Genomic DNA, 24,964 nt, shown 5'->3' on the forward strand with positions numbered 1-24,964 from the left:
ACCAAATAAAACGATCTAATTTACCCACATAAGCGTAATGCTTGGGAAGATTGTAATTACAAGCAGGCAGCATATCAAAGTGAACAATGGGATCAGTGTCGATTTAACCACTTTTTCGACCGGAATATTGGCAACTTGACTCGCGGCAAACAAGGTCACACCTAAAGGTGGGGTAAACATACCAATCGCCAAATTAACCACCATTACGACACCAAAGTGCACCGGATCAATACCGTATAATACAGCAATAGGCGTTAAGATCGGCGCAAGGAGTAGGATTGCAGCAGACGTTTCAACAAACATTCCAACGAGTAATAGCAGCAAATTTACTGCCAATAGGAACTGTATCCCTGTTGAAAAGCTGTCGGTTGCGAAGGTTGCTAACGTTTGGGGAATATCAGAACGACTGACTAAGAAACTCAACAGGGAAGCCGCTGCAATAATCAGCATCACCGAGGTCGTAGCCATAGCAGAACGTTTAAGGATATCCGGAATGTCTTTAAATGTGATTTCTTTATAAACCACTAACCCCAAAAACAGTCCGTAGATTACAGCGACCGCTGATGCCTCTGTCGGAGTAAATATCCCGCCATAGATACCACCTAGAATGATGGTTGGCATTAATATAGCGAGTACCGCATCTTTTAGTGATGCCCAGAAGCTTTCACGACCTACAGAGTCATTTTTGCCATAACCACCGATCCAACACCAAATGATCACCATGATGATAAGCGCAGCTCCCATTAACAGACCTGGCCCAATTGCTGCGAGAAACAACTGACCAATCGATGTATTAGTACTCACGCCATACATGATAAGTGGTACAGAAGGAGGGATAACAATCCCTAAGTTCGCAGAGGATGCCTGTATCGCGGTCGCCACTTGTTTAGGGTACCCGTGCAATATCATGGCAGGTAACAAAATAGCGCCGACTGCATAAGTCGTAGCAACACTGGAGCCTGAGACAGCAGCAAAAATCATGCTAGTGATTACACAAGCCATTGCTAAACCGCCTTGGATATTACCAACCAGTGATTTAGCAAATTTGACCAAGCGCTTTGAAACACCACCTTGCCCCATGATGTTCCCTGCAAGGATAAACAAAGGAACCGCCATCAACGGGAAGCTATCTAGCCCAATAAACATACGCTGTGGGATCAAAATCAGCGGTAAATTACTAAAGAAATAAAGTCCAATCGCGCAAGCAATGATGATCGAAACAGCAATCGGCACCGATAGCGTTATAAAAGACATTAATAGAGAAACTATTGCGGTTGGCATAATTAAACCTCGCTTTCACTACGTGTTCTTAAATGATCCAACGCTAAATGCTTTTCTACATTAAGCAGGTGCCACTCAAGTAATGCTGGTATGGATAGTAATGCACCAACTGGGATACTGATGTATAACCAAAAGGCAGAAATATTAATCATTGATACATTTTGCGCTTTAACTCTCACGGCCATTTCCCACCCGTACCAGATAAGAATTGCTAAAAACGCGAGAACAATTAATGTAACCAACCTTTTTGCCCAGAGGCTTAGTGTTTCAGGCAACAAGTCAACAAAGAAGCCGATAGTAATCATGCTACCTTCCCTGAACACACAACTCATCGTCAGATAAACCATCCAAACCATCATGATTCGAGCTGTTATCTCTGACCATGTAGAAGGTGCGCCAAATACAAATCGAGTTATTACCTGATAAAACACTAATACTGCCAGTAAGCCAAGTAACACTGCCGACAACATAAGTACTGAACGGGATAAAAATCGGCTAAACCTAATGATAAGCTGCGACATCATCGACTCCTCAAGGCCAAGGGATTAACCTTGGCCTTCACTTGTTTATTTCATTGCTTTGATTTCAGTAAGACGCTCTGTAAAGCCCATTTGCTTCGCCAGTTTGTTTCTGACTGACTCGGTTGCTGCAATAAACGGAGTGATGTCGACTTTATCAATCTCCATACCTTTTTCTTTCAACTCATCAAACGCTTCATTTTCTAAGCGCTCACGAGTTTGACGCATCACAACAGCTGCTTTTTTAGCTGACGTTTGGACCCATTCCTGTTCTTCTTTCGACAGGCCATCCCAGTAACTTTGGGACATGGCAATAACTGCAGGACTGTACAAATGTTGAGTCAAAGACGCTTCTTTTTGTACTTCGTACAACTTCGACGTTACCGCTAAGTTAATCGGATTCTCTTGACCATCGATCGTCCCTTGTTGCAATGCAGTGAACACTTCAGTCCAAGACATCGGAACCGGGGATGCGCCTAAAGCCTTAAAGGTTTCGATATGCACTTTGTTCTCCATTGTACGGATCTTACGACCTTTCAAGTCTTCAGGAGTCAGGATTGGCTTCCCATTGTAAGTGATCTGTCTGAAACCATTTTCACCCCAAGCGAGCCCTTTGATTTGGTGCGCTGACATACCGTCCAAAATATCTTGGCCGATGTGGCTATCCAAAACTTTATGAGCATGATCATAACTTTCAAATACATATGGGAAATCGAATAGATAAACATCTTTATCGAAATTACCTAAAGGCCCAGTTGAAGAAATCGTCATCTCGATAATACCCAGTTGTAAACTTTCGACGACTTCACGCTCTCCCCCGAGCGCACCGGCAGGTTTTAAATCAACGGTAAAACCGTTATTACTCAACGTTTCAAGCTCTTGTTTAAACGCTTTTGCTGCTTCACCGTGCTGGGAATCAAGGGTTTGCGTAAAAGCAATGTTGATTGTTTTTGCGTGAGAGACTATCGGCATTAAAAGCAAGCTACTCAATGCTACACATTTAGAGAGTTTGTAATTGTTCATCTTCATATTATTTATCTCGACTTTGTTTCACGTTTTGTCTTTTAATTTTATTGCTTTCGTTAAGTAATTAATTGAATGCTGTGTGCAAGCTCATCTTTATTAAATACTTTTTTCCAATCAGGGTGCAGTAACTTTTCTAAACCATTATCGATAGCTTTATTACATGCATCTGAGAATTGTCCATCGATTTCATCAAAAATAACCGCTGCCAGAATGTTCATATGACCAAGTAGGAAGTCACGAGCACAGTCATATGGAACCCCCGCTTCGACCACCTCATCCATAGCTTGACGCATGGCAGTCAGCAAAGTGGCACATACGGTTTCAGAAAGACCTGGCTCAAGCATCGCCATTTGGTGCAATGACACTCGATAAGAGTCTTTAATTGGCGCGTAGATAGTTTTAGCGATATCTTCACCCAAGTCCCACGCGGAATCTGGACCTTGAAGTAAGGTAGAAACAACACTTTGCTTCGCATGTAATCCACCAAAATGGTCATTAAGTGCTTGTTCATTCAACTCTTTGTTGAAAATAACTGGATGGCAAGGGTGTGTGATGAAGTACACTAGGTCTTCACGCTCCGGTAAATGCCCTGCAAATGGTGCTGCGGCATCAAGGATCACGACCATCGTCCCAGGCTTGAGCTGATCACAGACTTGATCTGCGATCTTGCCGATCAGCGTATCAGGCACAGCTAAAATAACGACGTCCGATTGTTGCAACGCTTCGTTCTGCTCTTGCGGCCCAATTGCATCAATATCCAAAACGTCTTTTAAGCGTTGACGACCCGCGTCACTGATTTCAACATGATTAACTGTATAGTCTGATGCTTTGAGGTTTTTAGATAGGCGCATACCCATTTTGCCGCCTGCACCGATTAACGAGATAGTTGTCATAAATACTCCGTTTATTTACCGCTATTTGAAAAATAAGCCAATGCCTGTGCTAACTCTTCATGAGTCACGGCATAGTCTTGTAAGCTTTGGTTAGCTAGGCTGGAATCCCAAGCTTGCCTAATGGCTTTTACACCACCTTGAGGACCCATTGGATGGCCGTGAATACCGCCTCCACCTAGGTACATTAAGTCAATAGATTTGTTCGTGCGTTGATAAGTTTCAGGGACCTGTCCACCCCATTGACCAGAGCAAAAAACGGGGAGCGCTGCTTTCGTTTTGCCCAATGGCAGCATCATATCGTTGTAGGCTTGAATCACTGAATCGTTGTCTTGCCAGTACTTGCCATCAATGCCATTAATCTGCAGGTGATCAATACCAAGTAACCGCCAAACTTTTTGCCAAACCCGGAAAGAGATGCCCCAATCACTGCGCTCGTGAAACGCCAAGCCATTTGTATGTGCATGTAAAATCACATCACTAAATTTATTAATAGAATCTAAGCCACAAATGCCAATTTGGTTAACGTTGATAACCGCTGCATCGCCACCATTCTGAATGAGGTATTCATGATTTCGTTCAATTTCACCGATATCAGAGTGACAAATATTGAATGCATAAATGACTCGTTTCCCCGACCTTTGTTGCCATTCATCAATCACTGGCATGATGGCGTCAATCCGATTTTTAACATGAGAATAAGGGGGACTTTGTAGCTTCTCATCGTCTTTAATGAAATCAATATCCGCTTCTAACAACTGCTTAACCAGCTTCGCGCTGTCTTGTGGCGTAATCCCAATATTTGGTTTCAAAATACCGCCGATCACAGGGCCCTTATTTATTCCTAGTTTGGAATACGTGCCTTCAATACCAAATTTCGGACCACAAAATTGCTCAATAAATAGTGGCGAGAATGAGATATCTTCAATCATTAAGCTATTAATTGGCTTAATTGAAGAAACCCCTCCACACGCAATAGTAAAAATCGCGGACAGGTCATAACCCGAGAGGTCTATCGGATAAGAAATAACAACCGATCCAAAGTATTGATGACCATCAAATTGTTGTTCGACGCTTACGATATCAGCACAAAAGTTAATAAACGCTTCTTTAGACACCTCTGGAATTTTGGTGAACGTCCCCGTTGTTTGGTCGTTGCAGATTTTCTCCGCAATCTTTTCGAGACTTAAATGACTACTCAATCGATATGTAACTTCAAATCTATCCATGATTATTCCTCACCCGCCAGTAGTTTCACAAAAAAGTCATCATCCCCCATTTGGCCCCCTTTAAGGGCCACTTCTAGTCCATTGAAGTTGGCGTGTTTGGAATGCGTACGACATAAAGGAACACCTGGACAAAGCGGCGCAACAAATGTCAATGCATCAACATTTAAACTTTGTAAGCAGTAACCCGAAGTATCACCACCAGCAACAGCAATTCTGTCGATCATCCCACTTTCAGCAACTTTTGATGCAATATTGCCAAGGAATTGCCCTAACACTTGGTCAAATGATTCACACCCACTATTTTTTACTAGGTTCAACGTTTCTTCATTTGGCCCAAGCGCGGAATATACGAGAGGCGATATCTGATCAGTGAGCAACTCGGTACAATGCTCAGTAACTTCGTTCAAATATACTTCCCGAGAGTTCTCATCAATCAAGCGAGAAACATCAAGTTTGATAGGCGAAAAGCCGTTTTCAATCGCATAACTGATCTGAGCACTCGTAATCAAAGAACAGCTTCCTGATAGTGCGAGAATTCGACTTTTACCCACAATGGAGGGGCTCTCAATTCTTTCAGAATCGAAATAAATAGCATCTTCAAAACCCGAAGAAGACACAGTGAAGTGAGTCCCTGTCTGACTGTGATCTTTTATGAACGCTCCCGCTTTCGCGAGTGAAGTCTCATCAAAGCTGTCAAATAACACCACCTTTTGAGCAGCTATTAAGCTCGACAAGTGTGAATGGCTATTAACGCCGTTATACATGGCAAGATTGAAAGACACACAGTCATCACTGCCTAACGCTTGCATGTGCTTTATCAAATTCGATTCAGTCATTGGCGTCGCAGGGTGGCAACTCATTACTGGGTGACGGTCAATCGGAAAAACTTCACCTTTGTAGTCAGCAAATAGTTCACCAAAACACACGTAACGCTTGATCTTTGGCGTACCAACAAGAATCGAAGTCCAAGACGGTTCTATGGTTTGAATGCCGATTTTCATCGCGGTGGCAATATTTCCTTTGTCTACATTTGAGTCAAAGGTTGAGCAGACTTTATAGTGAACGTATTGTGGGTTAAGAGATTTAAGGAATTTAAAGACTGCCGGAAGTTCTGTGCTCATCCACTCAGTATCTTTACTCCGGCTCACTCCCGCTAGCCCCACGCATGAATAATCTTCAAATTCTTTAAGCTCAGAGGGATGGGGAATACGAAGCCACAATACCGTTTTTTTACCTTTGAGACTCAGGCTCTCTAAAACATCGGTAGAGCCTGTAAAGTCATCACCGTAATAAGCCAACTCTTTTTCACTACTTAACATTTTTCCTGCCATCTCTTTCGCTACCCATTTCACGTCTTAAAAAGAAAACAAACTCATCCTTGCCCTGTCTCAAAATGAAGATTTAAAATCATTCAATCATTTTTAATCACATTAATACTGATAATTTTTTATTCAACCTTTTATCAACAAAAAATTGACATCGCGCACAAAAAGCCTAATTCAACCAAAAATCCAGATAAAATCAGACTAAAAACTCTATATTTTCTCTAAAAACTCCAATCTTTTGAGTTTTGATCGAGTTAACAGAAAATATACAGTTGATTAAATAATATCTAAAATGATTGAGAATAATCAAAAAGGAATGAGACATGGATCAAAAACTTTCATACGAATTTGTCCAAGTGACAGAAGCTGCGGCCATCGCAAGTTACAAATACTCAGGACAAGGACAAAAAGATAAAGCTGACCAAGCGGCAGTTGATGCCATGCGCACAACACTCAACCAACTAGATATTGATGGACGCATCGTGATTGGTGAAGGTGAAATCGATCAAGCCCCGATGCTTTACATTGGTGAAAAACTAGGTAAAGGCGGGGATGCTGTAGATATTGCCGTCGACCCAATTGATGGAACACGTATGGTCGCCACAGGCCAAGACAATGCCATTGCCGTGCTTGCCGCAACGCCTAAGGGACAAATGCTGGCAGCACCAGACATGTATATGGAGAAGTTGGTCGTCTGCCCACGAGCACAAGGGGTGATCGATCTAGACCGTCCACTACTGACCAACCTCAGAGATATTGCTCAAGCTCTACACAAACCGTTAAACCAACTGCGCGTTGTCACGCTCGCCAAACCAAGGCATCAAGACTTAATTAACCAGTTGAGGGAAAACAACATTCAAGTTTTTGAATATCCGGATGGCGACGTGATTGCCAGCTTGCAAACTTGCTTACCTAATGGCCCGTTCGATGTGATGTATTGCATTGGTGGTGCACCAGAAGGAATTATATCAGCCGCAGCCGTAAAAGCTTTAGGTGGTGAAATGCAAGGCAGGCTTCTTCTGCGGAGCCAAGTAAAGGGCAACAATGAGTATAATCGTTCCTGCGATGTCAAAGAGAGTGAGCAATGTAAAGTATCCGGAGCTATTCCGGGTAAAGCTTATGTGATGAATGAGTTGGTGTCGGCTCAAAACATACTTTTCTGCGCAACAGGGGTTACTGATGGGCATCTACTCTCTGGAGTAAAAATGAAAGATAAAACCATCATTAGTGAAAGTATGTTAATTGATAATAGTGGTAGTGTACGTCTGATTCGTAACACCAAGTCAGCCCTCAAGAAAAAGCCATATCTCATCATGTAAGGTTAAACGATATCTCTGGAGTAAAAGCTTTGGTCTTAAACATCATAAGTACGATTCTAAGTCAAAAACTTGAGCACCTTCCTTGCCAACGATGGAACTCAATAAAGCTGAAACAACATAATTGGTGATGTACCGTACTTTGCATAAGAAATTTAAGCAATTTCGTAATGTGACAAATATCTGGTTAATCTCGCAAATATTGTTATAGGGTTGTGTCATTAATTCACAAAGGAATGACAGATGAGCAGTGGTCAAAGAGATATTACTCTTCGTTTTTTAGCAGAGCCTGGGGATGTAAACTTTGGTGGTAAAGTGCACGGTGGGGCGGTAATGAAATGGATCGACTTAGCGGCTTATGCCTGCTCTGCAGCCTGGAGCGGGAAGTACTGCATTACTGCTTATGCGGGTGGGATACGTTTTGTCGCCCCCATTCATGTTGGGAACCTCGTTGAAGTCAGTGCAAGAGTAGTCTATACCGGACGTACCTCTATGCACATCGCGATTGATGTGCAAGCCAGTGATCCTAAAGAAATGAAAAACCGTTTAACTACTCACTGTATCGTGATTATGGTTGCTGTTGATGAACATGGTCAACCAACTGACGTTCGTAAATGGGTTCCAGAATCAGAAGAAGACAAAGCACTAGAGCAGTCAGCGATTCGTCTTATGAATATGCGCCAAGAAATTGGTGAGGAGATGGAAGCACACGTTAAATATCTAAAATAAACCTTTCTATTGGAGCTAGGGTCTGTTGACGTTTCGTGGTTAAATTTTGTTCGGATGGGGACGCCTAGTCAAAAGCGTTTTAATCGCGGCGAGAGGTTTGTAGCCTAGTCATTCTAAGCAAAACACCTCTCAACAAAGAGTAAAACGCTTTTAGCCGAACCCTTCGGGCAGCGTTTGTGGCTCCTTTCTACTGCGTTATCGGCTTATCAGGTAGGGCAACTACATTTCAAAGCCTCTGCCTTGTATAAAGAACCCACAAACTGCTGCAAAAATCATCTCGAAACGTCAACAGACCCTAGGTTGTGAAGTAATGTCATAGTTATGCAATTTAGCTCACAGCCTACCTTTCATTGTCATAAATCTTTCACTTTGCTTTGCTTTAATCCAAGCACAAATTTGGATGACGTGAGTTTGGATCTTGGGACCAGTAAAAACCACCTTAAATGAAGAGACATTGACCAATTTAAAGTCAGTCGAATATCAATGGGTAAGGACAATGTATGTCGAGGGTTATAAAGACAACGAAATTAACCATTATATTCAGGCCTGTTTTGGTGGCGATGATACTTTCGCTAACCTCTTTCGACGTGTAGCACTACAACAAGAGAGTTTATACACGCTGCTGCAATATGTCGGTTGCGCACCTTCCAACCGCGAGTTTTGACCCCTCCTCCGCCCCCTTTTGAATATGACTATTTCTGTGAAGTGATACGCATGGGGGTATGCCGTCTCTATGTAATCCATTGCAAAGTCGTTAAGCTTATCGTGATATCAAACCAGCCCAAATTGGCATAAAAAAACCTGAGTCTAAACTCAGGTTATGGTTACAAAAACTGTTAGTGATTGAATCGTAAGGAACTAAGCTAACAGCCAGCTATGCGTAACGCCAATAAAGCAAGATATTACTGATCGGCGGCCAAACCAAAAGTGTAATATCAATGCTTGGTATAAGGGCGACCATATGGTCGCCCTTTTCTAGTTATTCTTGTCAACCTCAACGACCAATTGAGATTATCCTTTCACACCACCAGCGGTTAGACCACCAACCAACCAGCGTTGCGCAAGTAAGAATACTGCCGTAATTGGTACTGCAGAAAGAACTGCAGCCGCCGCAAAGTCACCCCATAAGTAGTTTTGCGGGTAAAGATATTGCTGCATACCAACGGCTAATGTGTATGAGTCTACATCAGAAAGTAGGAGTGATGCCACTGGAACTTCACCAATTACCATAATGAAAGACAAGATAAATACCACCGCCAAGATTGGAACAGACAACGGTAGCAGTACCAGACGGAATGCTTGCCATGGCGTTGCACCGTCAAGCGCAGCCGCTTCTTCAAGTGACGAGTCAATACTTTCAAAGTACCCTTTTATGGTCCACACGTGAAGTGCAATGCCACCTAAGTAAGCGAAGATCAAGCCGCCATGTGTGTTCAAACCAAGGAATGGAATGTACTGCCCTAACTTATCAAACAGGGCGTAAAGAGCAACCAACGCCAATACCGCTGGGAACATCTGGAAGATCATCATTGCTTTTAGAATGGTGTTCTTACCTTTAAATTTCATACGAGCAAACGCATAAGCCGATGTTGTGGATAGTGCCACGATCAAAATGGCTGAGATTCCGCCCACTTTAACCGAGTTCCATAACCAAGTCATCACTGGGAATGGAGGCGGTGTCACCGTGCCATCCGCGTTGGTTACAGAGAAACCTAAAGCGAGCTTCCAGTGATCCAGAGTTGGGTTATCCGGAATAAGACTACCCGTTGCAAAGTTACCCTCACGGAATGAAATCGCGATGATCATCAGCAAAGGGAAAATAATTAGTGCTAAGAACGCCCACATAACAATGTGTGTAGTCAAAACACGATACTTCAATGACTTACCTTGAACTATTGCCATTTTATGTCTCCTTAATCTTGAGCTACTTTGGTTACACGGAGGTTGAGAAGCGCTAACGCCCCCACCAATAGGAAGATCAACGTAGCAACAGCACTTGCTAGACCAAAGTCTTGACCACCAGCACCTTCAAACGCGATTCGGTATGTGTAGCTAACCAACAGATCTGTATAACCAGCAGGTTCAGAAGTACCAATCATGTTTGGACCACCACCTGTCAGCAACTGGATAAGTACAAAGTTGTTGAAGTTAAATGCGAAACTCGCAATCAAAAGAGGTGTTAAAGGTTTAAGCATCATCGGCAAAGTAATGCGTGTAAAGTTGGTTACAAAGTTTGCTCCATCGATAGCAGAAGCCTCGTATAGATCGTCAGGAATCGCTTTAAGTAGCCCCATACATAAGATCATCATATACGGGAAACCTAACCACGTATTGACAACGAGTATCATGGTTTTTGCCATGAATGGGTCAGAGAACCAAGCCGGACTGATGCCAAACAGGCCTTCAAGCAACATGTTGATCTCACCGAAGCTTTGGTTGAACAAACCTTTAAAGATCAGAATTGAAATAAACGCAGGAACGGCATAAGGCAGTATCAGTAGTAATCGATAGACAGAACGACCTTTTAACTCTTCCCACTGAACAACACTCGCAAGTACTAAGCCGATAACGAGAGTGAAGACCACCGTGAGTGCTGAGAAAACAATGGTCCAGATAAAGATACTGATAAACGGTTCTTTAATACCATCATCCTTCCATACACGTTCGAAGTTGTGTGTACCAATACCAACCACAAAACCAGGTGACACACTACTCCCTACGAATTGACCATTTGCGTCGATTGGTTGGTAGTAGCCCGTATCCATATTCGGACGCAGTGTTTCTTCCGTACGGTTGTTGTAAAGAGCCTCACCATCTTCTTGTAGCGTGTACAATGGAACGACCGCAGCGAACTTACGCAGGCCACTCATACGGATATCTCCACCATCTGGTAGGTGAAGATCAACCTCACTCAAAGCGCCACGATTCTGAATAATGGTTTTGATTTGCTCTTTTTCACCCGTCACTTCTGCGACTGGCTCAAGATCTAAATCTGTTGCTGAAAATCCTTGCAGCTGGAAGTTGGGCGTCGCAAGCAGTTCACCATCTTTTTCAACAACCAGTTGATGACCCTGTTCAGTTTTATATAAGGTGAATGGGTAGCTATCCCCACTTTGATAGGTTCTGTCCAAAAGTACCGTTTGTGCACGCTCGAAAGAAAGCTGATTTTTCGCACTGTAGTTAGTAAATGCTAAGCCTATGGTATACGCCAGCGGGAATAAGATGAATAAGATCATCCCTGCGATACCAGGATAAATATAACGATGAGCGTAGGTCTTTTTACTACCAAAAATGTACAGTGCTAGAGCGGTAAGAATAAGAGTAAGTAGTGCAAATGCAATCTCACCACGTGAATACATTAGAATTGTTGCGTAACCATTAATAATGCCGACAGTGCCTAAAAATGCCCATTTGATTAGCACTTTTTTGCTGCTCGGGAGATTGGCTTCAGTTGCTGTCATAGCTTTTGTACCTTGAACTGACTGCATAGGGAACCTGCTAGCGAATAAAGAATAAATATCGGAAAGTAAGGAGGAGTTACCCCCTCCTTAAAAAGGGTTTGCTAAATTTATTTAACCATTTGTTTTTCAGCATCTGCCAGAGCAGCATCAACGTCTTGACGACCATCAACAATGTTGATTATCGCGTTCTTAGCTGCGCCCCAGAATGCATTCATTTGTGGAATATTTGGCATAATTTCACCGTTCATCGCATTGTCCATTGTCGCAGCGATGCGCGCGTCAGAGTCAAGTTCACTTTGGAAAGACTTAAGTGCAACCGCACCTAATGGCTTGTCATCGTTTACTTTACGTAGGCCATCATTTGTAAGTAGATAGTTTTCTAGGAACTCCACCGCAAGATCTTTGTTTGGTGACGCAGTACTGATACCTGCTGTTAGAACACCAACAAACGGCTTAGAAGATTGACCTTGGAATTTAGGCAGCGTCGTTACACCATAGTTAACACCAGATTTCTCGATGTTACCCCAAGACCACGGACCATTGATGGTCATTGCTGTTGTACCTTGGTTAAATGCAGACTCAGATACTGAGTAATCCATATCGGCAGAAATGACTTTCTGATCAACAAGCCCTTTCACAAAATTCATCGCGTCTTTCACGCCTTGTTTTGCAATACCCGCATCTTTTACATCGTAACCAGAAGAAGTGTATTTAAACGCATAGCCACCATCAGCTGCCATTAGAGGCCAAGTGAAGTACGGTTCTTTCAAGTTCCACATGATCGCAGACTTGCCGTCTTTCTTCAGCTCTTTGTCTAGCGCCGCGACTTCTTCCCATGTTTTCGGTGGGTTTGGAACCAGGTCTTTGTTGTAGATAAGAGATAAAGATTCAACCGCAACAGGGTAGCCAATCAATTTGCCATCATAACGAACCGCATCCCATGCAAAATCAACAATACCATCTTGAATGTCTTTAGACGGTTTGATTTCTGCTAGAAGGCCTGCTTCTGCATAGCCACCGAAACGGTCGTGAGCCCAGAATACGATATCAGGGCCATCACCTGTTGCCGCAGTTTGAGGGAATCTATCTTGTAAGCCGTCAGGGTGAGCAACAGTGACTTTAATGCCCGTATCTTCTTCGAACTTCTTACCAACTTCCGCAAGACCGTTATAGCCTTTGTCGCCGTTGATCCAGATAGTAAGTTGTCCTTCTTCGATGGCAGCATGAGCACCAAACGATCCCAAAGCAACAAGAGTGCCTAGTGCTACAGCGCTTAACTTTTTCATGTTCGTATCCTTTTTATATTTTTTGATGTAGGGCTAGTCCATTGAGGTTCAGCCGTATTTCGACACATATCATCTAAAATAATCGATAGTGTCTCATCCTCCTAATCCCTACGCCCTTCTAATTATGACGTATTTTCGTGATCTTCCTCTCCACCAACCAGAGACTCAAATCACAAAATGGCCACTTACTGTGACCAATTTCACCTTTAACCAATGCGAGAATGTGATTTCCGCCCAACTCTTCCCTGGCTCGTCCTTTTTTACTCCTCCCCACCTACTCCCCCCATAATTATTTCGATTGGAGGATGTCCCAATTCACACAATCTTAGAAACTGCATCCATCCAAGAGTGGATGGTAAGAGCCCTTTTCCAGCAGTGCCTATTCGTTAGGTCCGATTAATCAGGACAAATAATGAATAAGCCATTTTGTCTTGCTGGTTTGCATTGCCATACGAGTGGAAGTCATTACGCGTGCTGTTTGTGGTTGTTATTTTTCACGGGGGAGACAGCGCTAGTAATGTAGGGGAAAGAAACTCGTACTTGGCTATGGTGGGTGGCACTTTCTAGATACATGTGTCGAAGTGCCACCCTACTTTTCTTATCAATCACCTTAAACTTACCAATTCCTACTGTTATTGCTCACGACATAATTCATATAATGATGAGTGGTAAATAATAAAAATTGATCGAGGACGAGCTACATGGCGAGTGTCACCTTAAAAAATGTTTGTAAAGCGTATGGCGACGTACTGATTTCTAAAAACGTAGACCTGGAAATACACGAAGGTGAATTCGTTGTTTTCGTAGGCCCATCAGGTTGTGGTAAATCGACCCTTCTGCGTTGTATTGCCGGACTTGAAGACATTACTTCAGGCGATTTATATATTGGTGACGAGCGCATGAATGATATCGAACCATCCAAACGTGGGGTTGGGATGGTCTTTCAATCTTACGCTTTATATCCACATTTAAACTTATATGACAACATGTCTTTTGGTTTGAAACTGGCAAAGGCAAACAAAGCAGAAATCGACAAACGTGTTGAGCACGCGGCAGAAATTCTGCAACTAGGCCACCTTCTGGAGCGTCAACCCAAAGCGCTTTCAGGTGGACAACGCCAACGTGTAGCGATTGGTCGTACTCTGGTTTCACAACCCAATGTATTCCTACTAGACGAACCTCTGTCTAACCTAGATGCAGCACTGCGTGTCAACATGCGCGCTCAAATTACTAAACTCCAACGTCAACTTGGTTGCACCATGATCTACGTAACACACGATCAGGTGGAAGCGATGACGATGGCGGATAAAATCGTCGTACTAGACGGTGGTTATGTCTCTCAAGTCGTAAACCTCTCGAGCTTTACCACTACCCACAAAACCGCTTCGTGGCTGGCTTTATCGCTCGCCTAAAATGAACTTTATGAGCGTATTCATCGATGAAGTTGAATCAGAGCGCGTAAAAGTACAACTTTCAAACGGTGTCTCATTCTGGATCCCTGTTGATGGCACAACCGTTAACCGCGGTGACCGTATGTCTTTGGGTATTCGCCCGGAGCACCTACTCTCTGCTTCTGACGCCGATGCAAGCATTCATGGTGAAGTCATGATTGTCGAAAAACTCGGTAACGAAACTCAAGTGTATCTCAACCTCGATGGTGCCGATGCTGATGTCATCTTCCGCCAGCCTGACACGTTAGCGGTCGATATTGGTGATAAGTTAGAGATTGGTATTCCGGCCCATCGTTGTCATTTGTTCCACAGCGATGGTCGTGCGTGTCGTCGACTGTTTAAAGAGAACGGTGTAGATACCGAATAACCTCTCACCGCCACTAATTCACTTAATCCCTCTTCTCAATTTAGAAGGGGGATTTTTTTATTCCACACTAAATAATTACCCATCAAAAGCGACTAAACCCATTAGACCAGATTGAAAATAAACCATAGTCTTTCTATAAAACTATTGTTTTTGGTACTTTTATTCAGTCCTTTCCCTCAAGTATTAGTTTTTTCCTAAACAGCCAAACTTAGACAAAGGTCTAAATTTCATTCTTATTTCCACTTACCTTAGCAGCGCGAATTTTTACACTTACCATCGAATTATCGTTACAAAAATTCAAAGTCATTTAATGGAATGTGTCAGCTCACTAACATTTAAGCGTTAACGACATGGCTACTGAACATTCAGGTTTTTAATGTCAGTGGCATGTTTGAAGGGAAACTAGATAATGAAACATAAAGGATTGATTCGCTCATACGAAGCGGAATTCGCATTCTTATATCGCATCCTTGATCTCGCGATCATTGTCACCTTTATGCTCTTCCTTGTATTACGGGATGCGCATAATTCGATGGACAAAGATTACGTAATATTGTCGTTCGTTGCGGGGATCTCATTTCTTCTAATGGCAGAGAGTGGCAATCTATACCGCTCTTGGCGCACAAGCTCTTTCCGAGAGCAGTTGTTTATCGTCTGTATTTCTTGGCCAGCAACATCTACTTTGCTGTTTACGATCCTCTATCTTTCTGAAGTATACCCATTATTTGATCGTAATATTTTAGCGTTGTGGTTTACGGTGACTCCGATACTACTTCTAGCATGGCGCGTGGTCTTTCGAACAACTTTGGCTTACCTAAGACAAATGGGGTTCAATACTCGAACAGCGATCATCATTGGTCAAACGCCGCATGGTATCACGTTGGCAAACGAGATCCGGAAAAACAACCAGCATGGTGTCGTATTTGATGGGTTTTATGACGAGCGCTCAATTGACCGACTTCCAAAGTCAGAATATGCCGTACAAGGCTCTGTCAACGCCGCTCTAGAGAGAGCCAGAAACGGAGAAGTTGATTACGTTTATATTGCGATGCCAATACACGCAAACGAGCGTATCGCATCGCTGCTAAATCAGTTCTCTGACACTACAGCCAATACCTATTTAATCCCAGACTTTTTTACCTACAACTTGCTTCACTCGCGCTGGGATCAAATTGGTAATGTCCAGACGCTCAGTGTATTTGATACGCCATTTGCTGGCATCTCATCTTGGGTAAAACGCTTAGAAGACATTATCTTATCGAGCATTATTTTACTGATGATTTCACCAATTTTGCTCGCGATTGCTGTTGGCATTAAGTTGACATCTAAAGGCCCTGTTATTTTCAAACAGCATCGGTATGGTTTAGACGGCCGAAAAATTGCAGTATGGAAATTCCGCTCTATGACAACGATGGAGCAAGGTGCAACGGTAAAACAAGCAACCAAAAACGATCCGCGGATTACTCCTTTCGGAGGTTTCCTACGTCGCACGTCGTTGGACGAACTACCACAGTTCATCAACGTCTTACAAGGTACGATGTCTATCGTTGGACCAAGGCCTCATGCGGTGGCGCATAACGAAGAGTACCGACAAATCGTTGACCGTTACATGTTGCGTCACAAAGTGAAACCAGGCATCACTGGTTGGGCACAAATCAATGGTTACCGAGGCGAAACCGATACGCTCGATAAAATGGAAAAACGCGTTGAGTTCGATTTGGATTACATCCACCACTGGTCAGTATGGATGGACATCAAAATCATCTTCCTCACTGTATTTAAAGGCTTTACCGGTGCAAATGCATATTAAGGCAAATACCATGAAGACGACGACTTCTGCCATTGTTCTGTTCGCATGGTCAAACATAGTCGTTTGGCCGAGTGTTGTATTGGCGGATCCGATGGCCTATACAACCGAATCAGGTATCGAGCTCATTCCCCAAGTCAAAGCCTTTTATGAAGGGGATGACAACGTGAATAAAGACGAAGAAGATGCTCAATCGGTCAACATTTGGGGTATTGAGCCAAGTTTGTTAGTGCGTATTGAACGCAATCAATACCAAGCGAGTTTAACTTATAAATTAAAAGCAGGATTCTCATCCGATGATAAAAATGACTTCGATGATCACCTGCTTAAATTTAATAACTTCTTTGAGTTTAATCATCGCAACCGCCTTGTTGTCGACTATCGCTTCAGCGCCCAGCACGAAATCAGGGGTGAGGACATTACCGAAGGCAATGGGGACGCTGTCGATACACCAATTCGCTTCCATAGCAATGATTTGACAACCAATTACATATTTGGCTCACAGGGGGCAAAAGGTCGATTCGAATTCGGGCTGGATTACCGTGATAAAACTTATCAAAACTACCGAGAAGGCCTAACCTCAGCGCCAAATGCGAAGACGAAATACAACGACTTTCGAGCCCCAGAAGCGCACGTGGAGTTTTACTTGAGAGCCACCCCGCAGACCTATTGGCTAGTGGGTACTCGACAAATAATTACCGAGTACCAACACCAGAACCCAGCGCTATCGAACAAAGATAATACTACTGGGTTTTATTACACTGGCGCACAATGGGAAGTCACGGGCAAAACGCAGGGTATCGCCCGGTTAGGCTATCAAATCAAAGACTTCGACAGCAACGAACGGGAAACCTTTAAAGGCTTCAGCTGGGATATCGGTTTTGAATGGTCACCTCAAGAGCAAACACTCTTCACGGTAAAAACCACTCAAGCCGCGATCAGTCCAGATCAAGATGGTGATTACAACGTACAAACTCGCTATCGATTGGACATAAAGCATGACTGGAGTAGCTATTTATCCACGCAGTTGGGGGCGTTGTACCAAGAAGACGATTATACCGGGCTGCTGGCAGGAACCACATCTAGAGACAGCGAACGTTACTCGCTATTCGCTGGCATCGACTACCAAATTAGGCGCTGGATACTATTGCAGGCCGATTGGAAATATCAAGATAAAACATCTGAGCGTTCAGGCTATAGCTTTGACCAAAATGTTTGGACTTTAAGCGCTCAATTTTCGCTGTAAAAAGGAATTCTAATGAACCCATTAATTAAGTTGATAAGCTTGGTGTTATTGCTGTTTAGCACAGTTGCAACGGCGGACTCTAATGAACAAGATTATTTGCTCGACACCGGTGATACGATTTCGGTGCAAGTTTATGGTGAAGAAGACCTCTCCATCTCCAATATACTGATCACATCTGATGGATACTTTGATTACCCATATTTAGGCCGAATTAAAGCTATCCAAAAAACACCTAAGCAAATCAAAGAGGAAATTGAAGCCGGCTTAAAAGGCGATTACCTCATCAACCCTAAAGTGATGGTGACCATCAATACTTTTCGCTTGTTCTATGTCAACGGAGAAGTACGGAAACCCGGAGGATTTGAATATCGTCCAGGGTTAACTATTGAAAAAGCCATCGCACTGGCAGGTGGTCTCACAGACAGAGCCTCACGCAACAGTATTAATCTAACTAAGCACAAATCCGGTCAAACCATTGAAGGTGTCAACATGCACCTTAACGTTGAACCGGGCGATATTGTATTTATTGATCAAAGCTTCTTCTAAGTGACAGGTAATCAAATGAACAGAACTCATCAAAACAACAACCAGATGAACAGAGTAGAACTGATTCGTTTTGGCCATCACTATAATACTTTGAAAAAAAACTGGTTAAGTATTCTCGCTTTTACTGTTGTCTTTTCATTAGCGTGTACTTGGTATATTTATTCAAAAACATCCATATACCAAGCAACAGCGACGCTGTTGATACAAGAAGAGCAGAAAAGTGCGCTGTCGATAGAAGAAGTCTATGGCGTTGATACCACTAAGAAAGAGTACTTTCAGACTCAGATAGCCATACTACAGTCAAACCATATTGCCGATAAAGTTATTCAGCAATTAAACTTAACTCAATATCCTGAGTTCACTAATACGGGTGGCTTTGAACAAAAAATTGATGAGATTAAATCCATCCCTTTAGTTCAAGATTTGTTGAACGTTGCGCCAAACCCAAAAGAAACGTCTCAGTACTCAGATTCTTACTATCGTACGCTCCATACGTTTAAACAAAAACTGACGATAGAACCCGTACGCAACACACAAATGGTGAGAATTAAATTTAGTTCTGTCGATCCTAAGTTAGCGACGAAAATCGCCAACGCCGTTGGTCAAGCCTACATTGATGCCAACTTTGAAGCGAAACTGGTCGTGACGCAAAATGCCGCAACTTGGTTGACAAACAACTCTCAGAAACTTGAAGAGCGCTTAAAAGACTCTGAACGAGCCCTTCAAGATTTCTTACGCCAAGAAGATCTTATTGATATCAACGGTATCGATGATATCTACGCCAATGAGTTGGAAGAACTCAACCGTAAGTTGAATACTGCCGTCAATAGCCGTATTGAAGCTCAATCTCTAATTCAACTGTTGAAGCGTAAGTCATCACAAAGCTTGGATAGCCTTCTGTCTATTGATGAATTTGCCAACCAAGCTCAGATTCGCGATCTAAAACTTTCTGAAGCACAAGCGGAGAAGAATTTATCTGAGCTGTCGCAGCGGTACGGTCCTAAACACGATCGCATGGTCCAGGCGAAAGCACAGTTGGAATCCATTCAGCGTCGCACCCAACAGCTGATTCGAGAAATCTCTAATAGTAAGCAACAAGACCTGCTTTCCGCCAAAGCTCAAGAAGACATGTTACGCGCAGAATTAGAGCGCAAAAAATCCGAGTTTCAGTCACTGGGCTCTCAAAAAGCGCGTTTTGAACAGTTAAAGCGTGAAGTCGAGTCAAACAAAGAACTTTACGAGGCATTCCTAAACCGCGAAAAAGAGACCAACGCAACCAGTGACTACAAAAACGTAACGGCACGCTTTACCGACAAAGCGATCATACCTCTGTTTCCCGTTGCACCTCAACGCATGAAACTGGTGCTTATCGCGACCTTCTTCGGCTTTGCGCTTGCTTGTGCACTAGTGATCATTCTGGAAACCATGCGCGAAGTAATTAGAAATGCTTCCGATGTCGAAGATAAACTAGGCGTATCTTGCTTAGGTTTGATTCCTACCGTTAAGAAGCGTGCGTTAAAAACAAATGGTCTTACCTACACTGCCTACTTAGACAACGAAGAAAAAGTATTCAGTGAAGCCTGCCGCTCTGTTCGAACCTCATTGCTATTGCGATTGACAAACTCGAAGCAGAAGGTATTACCTTTCACTTCAGCAATACCAAAAGAAGGCAAAACGTCGACAAGCATTAATATTGCGGCATCCTTCTCTACGATGGAAAAAGTACTGATTGTCGATTGTGACTTGCGTCGACCAGCTTTAGCCAAACGATTCGGTATTCCTGAATCTAACCCTGGACTGACCAACATATTGAGCATGGATACGGCAATTAAAGATTGCATCGTCAGAATCGATGATGCAAACCTTGATGTGTTACCAGCTGGGCTTATTCCACCAAACCCGCAAGAGTTATTATCGTCTGAACGTTTTAATAAGTTGATGGACTACCTTCAGAGCAAGTACGACCGGATCATTATCGATACACCACCGCTTTTATCAGTGAGTGATGCGTTAATTCTTGGCACTTATGCAAACGGACTTATTACGGTTATCCGCTCTGAGTCAACAAAAGCGTCACTGGTAAATATCGCATTGTCTAGACAGTTGCAGCACTCAATACCTTCACTTGGCGTCCTGCTTACACAGACAAAAGCCAAATCAGAAGAGACGGCTTACGTACAAAAGTACGCGTATTAATAACGGGGCGTCTGGTACTGAAAGATCAAAGGTTAAAAATTTTAGACGCCCGTATTGATTTATCAAATGGATAAAGTAAGCCCAAAAATAAAAGCTTGGTAGAGAAATGAAAATACTGCATATCATTAACGACTTATCTAATAATGGGGGAGCTCAGCGCTTTCTCGTAGACCTTGTTGTTAAACATAAACCACACTACGAAGTGAAAATACTGGTTCTTCATAATGACAATGACTTCGAAGGTGTATTAAAGGAAAACGGCGTCAGCTGTTACTACTGGTCTTCATTATCTCTAAAAGAGAAGTGGAATATATTACGTTGGCCTGATTTAATTCATAGCCATTTATTCCCTTCTATCTATGTAGCTTTGTTAGCCATTGGCAAAAAGCGCGTACAAACAGAACACAATACGACCAACCGACGTAGAGATTACCCTGCTTTTAAGTTTATGGAATACCTCATGTATCAAAGACATGAGAGAACAATATGCATAACGAATAAAGTTAAGGAGGAGCTGGTTAAGTTTTTACCACGCTATAAAGATCGCTACGATGTAATTTATAATGGCGTTGATCTAAAACGCTTTTCTAGAGAAGCGAAATCGTACAGCCAAGTACAACAAGACGGACCGATCAATATTGGTATGGCAGGTCGACTACATGGCTATAAAGACCACCCTACTCTAATACGCGCCATCGCTAATTTGCCAGAGAAGTATCACCTACATCTAGCAGGTGATGGCGACAAAAAAGAAGAACTTCAGGCGTTAGCCGTACAATTACAATGTGATCATCGCGTACATTGGCATGGTGTTATTTCTGATGTGCCTACCTTCTTATCAAAGTTAGATGTGTATGTTCAGTCTTCTATCATTGAAGGGTTCGGTCTTGCGGCGGTCGAAGCGATGGCGGAAGGACTACCCGTTTTCGGTTCAAATGTACCCGGACTGGATGAAGTGATTGGGAATGACACCTACCTATTTGAACTTGGTAACGAGAAACAACTTGCCAATAAGATCGAGCTGATTTGTGGTGATGCCGCCCATTATGAATTGGCCACCAGCTATTTTGTAGAACGTTGCCACTCGTTTACTCTGGAGCAATTCAGAGAAAGTTATTACAAAGCTTATGATGAACTGTATGCCAGCAAGTAATCGTGTTTCTGTCATTGCGGCGATGGCGTTGGCGTTATTCTTTGTGCCAATAAAAATCAATGCCGGAGGTATAAACCTAGCACCCAGTGATATCGCGAGTCTTTTATCGCTGGGTCTGAGCGCCCTAATCGTACTAGAAGGCAAAACCCACAGACTGTTCCATCCTTGTATCGGTTTTTTACTCCTTTACTGTGGCTATATTTTCTTAAACGGCATGCTTAATAGTGTGCCAGTCATGCCACTCATCACCGAAACGATTCAATGGCTAGCAATATTAAGCTTACTCGGGGTGCTCTACGCTTACGGCGCATTCGATGATGACCGCGTTATGGTCTATTTTGCTTACTTACTGTTTATAACCTGTACTCTGGTCGCAATGTGGCACTTTGCTCAAGGCTACCAAAGTGGCTTTAAGCTTTTGGGAGTCAGCAAATACGCATTTGGTTTACTCTGCTCGTTGCTTTATCTGTATCGAGATAAGATCCGTGCCTTTCCTGTACTCATGGTTATTGCTATCGTTTTTTTACTGTTATCGCAAGAACGTAAAGCGCTGCTAGGGTTTTGTTTACTGTTCTTATTTGACCAGCTATACCTCAAGAACCTCGTGAGGAAAACACTAAATGAAACATACACGTGGACAATACTGCTCGCACTGTCTTTAGTGGTTTTCGCTGCGGTATCAACCACACTTTATGTCGGCTTTGACGAACTGGCCGACACATTAGAGATAACCCAAGAAGACATCATTTTTGCGAATCAAAGCGAAGCTCGATGGGTCTCTAACTTACATCGGAAACTGCTCCTAGCGAACGGATTGGACATTCTAATGCAAAATCCAATATTAGGTGTTGGTGCCAAAATGCTGCCAAGTTACATGATCAATTATTTCAATTACGATCAACTCGCAATTTATACGCACAATTTTCTTTTAGATACTGCTATTGAGTTTGGTCTGACAGGCATTGCTTTGTTGTTCGGCGGCTATTTTATGTTCATGCGATTTTGTTTTCACAGCCTAAACGACAACAGAAAGAGCCTGTTACTTGCCGTCTACGCTTTGATCATGGTGTTTTTCGTTGCCGTGAACACCACTATTCTTCTGATATTACTGTTGCCCGTTATGACGAGTATAAAGAACACTTACATACAGCCTAGTTTCTCATCCGACAATAAAATAACGAATCAATAAAACGTTCGGAAAGTGAAACGTATTAACATCATCAAGGAAACGATAAATGAAATTTTCAATTAATCGACAATTAGAAAAAAACCGAAGCCTTCAGGCAGACAATTTTGTTTTGGTATATCAAATGGGCAAAGTGGGTTCTTCGTCTATTGAGCACACATTGGAATCACGTAATATCCCCAGTTACCACATTCATACCTTCGACGATCATGAAGAATTTCACATGTATCACAATAAAAAAGATGTGAGTAAGTTCTTCGATTTCAAAAATCGTGCGATATACCGACTGGTACTTAATCAAAGAAAGCGCATCCTGCAAAAACGTGAAAATATTAAAATCGTGACACTGGTTCGAGATCCTGTGGCGACCGTATTTTCGCGTTTTTCCAAGACTTACACCTTCAGTTTATTGAGGGAAAAAAAAACGATGCAATTCATCTTGATATGGAAGCCACGTACAAGCACTTAGAACACTGCTTTGACAACTACATTAACCTCAATTACTTCGCTAATTGGTTTGATAACGAATTGAAGCGTAACTTTAATATTGATGTGATGCGCCAAGAGATCGACAACTCAAAACCTTTTTATACTTTCAGTAATGAGAAAGCGAGTGTCATTCTTATTAAGTGTGAACAGCTGAGTTCACTAAACAAGGAGATTGGCGAATTCCTTGACTTAGATGACTTCGTTTTAAAAAACAGTAATGAAGCAAAAAATAAATGGTACTCCAACATTCACCAGCATTTTAAACAACACTACGATTTCTCTAAGTTGTTTTATATGTACGATCTTCCGTTATATCGCCACGTATACTCTGAAGAAGAACGTGAAGCCTTTAAAAACAAGTGGAAACAAACGCCTGGGACACAGTTAGCTGCGAGTCAAGCATCCGGAGATAAGCCAGCATGAAAAAAGTACTACACATAACTGAGTCCTTTGGTGGTGGCGTACAAACAGCCTTATACAGTTATGCCCATTCCTCGCGGAAAGAACCGTTTCAACACTTTTTATTAGCAAGGGCTCGTCAAAATGACTTAACCAACGACAACAACCAAAGTGGCTTTGTAGACACTTACTGGGTAACGGGTGGCTTATTGCAATTCCTCAGAGACGCAAATCAAACCATTGCAAAAGTCCAACCGGATGTCGTGCACTTACATTCCAGTAAAGCCGGGTTTTTAGGGCGCTTTTTAAAACTCAACAACGCGCGCTTAATCTATACACCACACTGCTACGCGTTTGAACGTGAAGATATTTCATCACTCGCACGAGCCGTTTATAAAACGTTAGAAAAAGTCAGGCTAAGCAAAATTGACATTGTCGCGGGTTGTAGCCAACGTGAGTGTGATTTGGCCATTAGCATTGGTGCAAAGCAAGCCGAATTACTGAACAATTATGTCTCTTACGAAGGTGAGGAACGGGGTAATCGTAGTAATAACAGTGATACTGTGAAAATTGTTGTTCTTGGTCGGGTAGCAAAACAGAAAGATCCACTATTTCTGATAAACACACTGCAATCTCTGGACACGGCAGCATTAGAGCGCAATATAGAAGTCACTTGGATCGGCGGTGGAAATAACGAACTCGAACAATCTTTGCGCGAAGCGGGAGTCAATGTTACTGGTATGCTGCCCCGTGATGAAGTAGTCACAAAATTAAAAGCGTCTGATCTTTACCTCCATACCGCAGCATGGGAAGGCATGCCTTTGACCATTCTTGAGGCGGCCAAATTGAATCTTCCAATGGTCATTCGAACTATTGGAGCCACCAAAGATCTGAACTACCCATTTTTAGCACCGACTCCAGAGGATATGGCAAAACACATCACACACTGCGTTAATCACTATCAAGAAATCGATTTCCAGCAGTACATGACCGAATTGAACGAAACGTTTAGCGAAGAAAAACAATGCCTCGCTTTGATCAATATATACGGTTAGAGAGAACC

General features: G+C 42.7%; 19 protein-coding genes and 2 pseudogenes. 12 read left to right on the top strand and 9 right to left on the bottom strand.

Translation table 11 applies throughout. The features are described 5' to 3' along the window. Positions 1-15: 15 nt before the first annotated feature. Genes SU60_RS01975 through SU60_RS02000 form a run of 6 tightly spaced genes read right to left on the bottom strand, consistent with a single transcriptional unit; the run spans position 16 to position 6,263 of the window. A complete protein-coding gene (locus SU60_RS01975; RefSeq protein WP_041154066.1) occupies positions 16-1,281 on the bottom strand; it encodes a TRAP transporter large permease in 1,266 nt (421 codons plus the stop codon). Positions 1,282-1,283: 2 nt separating this feature from the next. Next, complete coding sequence (locus SU60_RS01980; RefSeq protein WP_209419657.1) at positions 1,284-1,805, bottom strand: TRAP transporter small permease; 522 nt, start codon at positions 1,803-1,805, stop codon at positions 1,284-1,286. A gap of 42 nt (positions 1,806-1,847) precedes the next feature. After that, entirely contained in the window at positions 1,848-2,828 is a 981-nt protein-coding gene (locus SU60_RS01985; protein ID WP_052481455.1) for a TRAP transporter substrate-binding protein, read from the bottom strand. A gap of 53 nt (positions 2,829-2,881) precedes the next feature. Beyond that, the gene (locus tag SU60_RS01990; RefSeq protein WP_041154067.1) at positions 2,882-3,718 is read right to left on the bottom strand and encodes a phosphogluconate dehydrogenase C-terminal domain-containing protein; all 837 of its coding nucleotides are present in this window, start codon (positions 3,716-3,718) and stop codon (positions 2,882-2,884) included. A gap of 11 nt (positions 3,719-3,729) precedes the next feature. Beyond that, the gene (locus SU60_RS01995; RefSeq protein ID WP_041154068.1) at positions 3,730-4,944 is read right to left on the bottom strand and encodes a RuBisCO large subunit C-terminal-like domain-containing protein; all 1,215 of its coding nucleotides are present in this window, start codon (positions 4,942-4,944) and stop codon (positions 3,730-3,732) included. Between the two features lie 2 nt (positions 4,945-4,946). Further along, on the bottom strand, positions 4,947-6,263 hold the full coding sequence (locus tag SU60_RS02000; protein WP_041154122.1) for a four-carbon acid sugar kinase family protein: 1,317 nt from the start codon (positions 6,261-6,263) through the stop codon (positions 4,947-4,949). A gap of 329 nt (positions 6,264-6,592) precedes the next feature. Here SU60_RS02000 and glpX point away from each other — a divergent pair, with 329 nt between their 5' ends. The 3 genes from glpX to SU60_RS22200 all read left to right on the top strand — a co-directional run bounded on the left by glpX (position 6,593) and on the right by SU60_RS22200 (position 8,978). Beyond that, positions 6,593-7,588: a class II fructose-bisphosphatase gene (glpX, locus tag SU60_RS02005; RefSeq protein ID WP_041154069.1), complete on the top strand. Its 996-nt coding sequence runs from the start codon at positions 6,593-6,595 to the stop codon at positions 7,586-7,588. 240 nt (positions 7,589-7,828) lie between these two features. Continuing rightward, entirely contained in the window at positions 7,829-8,314 is a 486-nt protein-coding gene (locus tag SU60_RS02010; protein ID WP_041154070.1) for an acyl-CoA thioesterase, read from the top strand. Between the two features lie 418 nt (positions 8,315-8,732). After that, positions 8,733-8,978, top strand: coding sequence for a hypothetical protein (locus SU60_RS22200; RefSeq protein WP_041154071.1), 246 nt, complete (start codon positions 8,733-8,735; stop codon positions 8,976-8,978). A gap of 347 nt (positions 8,979-9,325) precedes the next feature. Here the strand turns inward: SU60_RS22200 and malG are convergent, their stop codons facing one another. The 3 genes from malG to malE all read right to left on the bottom strand — a co-directional run bounded on the left by malG (position 9,326) and on the right by malE (position 13,061). Further along, on the bottom strand, positions 9,326-10,216 hold the full coding sequence (gene malG / locus SU60_RS02020; RefSeq protein ID WP_041154072.1) for a maltose ABC transporter permease MalG: 891 nt from the start codon (positions 10,214-10,216) through the stop codon (positions 9,326-9,328). 11 nt (positions 10,217-10,227) lie between these two features. After that, on the bottom strand, positions 10,228-11,802 hold the full coding sequence (gene malF, locus SU60_RS02025; RefSeq protein ID WP_041154073.1) for a maltose ABC transporter permease MalF: 1,575 nt from the start codon (positions 11,800-11,802) through the stop codon (positions 10,228-10,230). A gap of 80 nt (positions 11,803-11,882) precedes the next feature. Then, on the bottom strand, positions 11,883-13,061 hold the full coding sequence (malE, locus tag SU60_RS02030) for a maltose/maltodextrin ABC transporter substrate-binding protein MalE (protein ID WP_041154074.1): 1,179 nt from the start codon (positions 13,059-13,061) through the stop codon (positions 11,883-11,885). Positions 13,062-13,762: 701 nt separating this feature from the next. Between malE and malK the strand changes: the two are divergent. The 9 genes and pseudogenes from malK (at position 13,763) to SU60_RS02075 (ending at position 24,956) form a co-directional block, all read left to right on the top strand. Further along, positions 13,763-14,879: pseudogene (gene malK / locus SU60_RS02035) on the top strand (maltose/maltodextrin ABC transporter ATP-binding protein MalK). 409 nt (positions 14,880-15,288) lie between these two features. Continuing rightward, positions 15,289-16,689 carry an undecaprenyl-phosphate glucose phosphotransferase gene (locus SU60_RS02040; RefSeq protein WP_041154075.1) on the top strand — a complete coding sequence of 467 codons (1,401 nt, stop codon included), beginning with the start codon at positions 15,289-15,291 and terminating at the stop codon, positions 16,687-16,689. Positions 16,690-16,699: 10 nt separating this feature from the next. After that, the gene (locus SU60_RS02045; protein WP_041154076.1) at positions 16,700-17,932 is read left to right on the top strand and encodes an outer membrane beta-barrel protein; all 1,233 of its coding nucleotides are present in this window, start codon (positions 16,700-16,702) and stop codon (positions 17,930-17,932) included. Positions 17,933-17,944: 12 nt separating this feature from the next. Continuing rightward, on the top strand, positions 17,945-18,478 hold the full coding sequence (locus tag SU60_RS02050) for a polysaccharide biosynthesis/export family protein (RefSeq protein ID WP_041154077.1): 534 nt from the start codon (positions 17,945-17,947) through the stop codon (positions 18,476-18,478). Positions 18,479-18,493: 15 nt separating this feature from the next. Continuing rightward, positions 18,494-20,674 carry a GumC family protein gene (locus SU60_RS02055; protein ID WP_041154078.1) on the top strand — a complete coding sequence of 727 codons (2,181 nt, stop codon included), beginning with the start codon at positions 18,494-18,496 and terminating at the stop codon, positions 20,672-20,674. 106 nt (positions 20,675-20,780) lie between these two features. Further along, a complete protein-coding gene (locus SU60_RS02060) occupies positions 20,781-21,827 on the top strand; it encodes a glycosyltransferase (protein ID WP_041154079.1) in 1,047 nt (348 codons plus the stop codon). Then, positions 21,805-23,016 (top strand): O-antigen ligase family protein, encoded by a 1,212-nt coding sequence (locus SU60_RS02065; protein ID WP_052481461.1) that lies wholly within the window; start codon positions 21,805-21,807, stop codon positions 23,014-23,016. The genes SU60_RS02060 and SU60_RS02065 overlap by 23 nt, the downstream gene beginning before the upstream one ends. Positions 23,017-23,062: 46 nt before the next feature. Beyond that, positions 23,063-23,925, top strand: a pseudogene (locus tag SU60_RS02070) (putative capsular polysaccharide synthesis family protein). Beyond that, complete coding sequence (locus SU60_RS02075) at positions 23,922-24,956, top strand: glycosyltransferase (protein WP_041154080.1); 1,035 nt, start codon at positions 23,922-23,924, stop codon at positions 24,954-24,956. Before SU60_RS02070 ends, SU60_RS02075 begins: the two are co-directional and overlap by 4 nt. Positions 24,957-24,964 lie beyond the last annotated feature (8 nt).

This window comes from Vibrio mytili (assembly GCF_000830505.1).
GTDB lineage: Bacteria > Pseudomonadota > Gammaproteobacteria > Enterobacterales > Vibrionaceae > Vibrio > Vibrio mytili.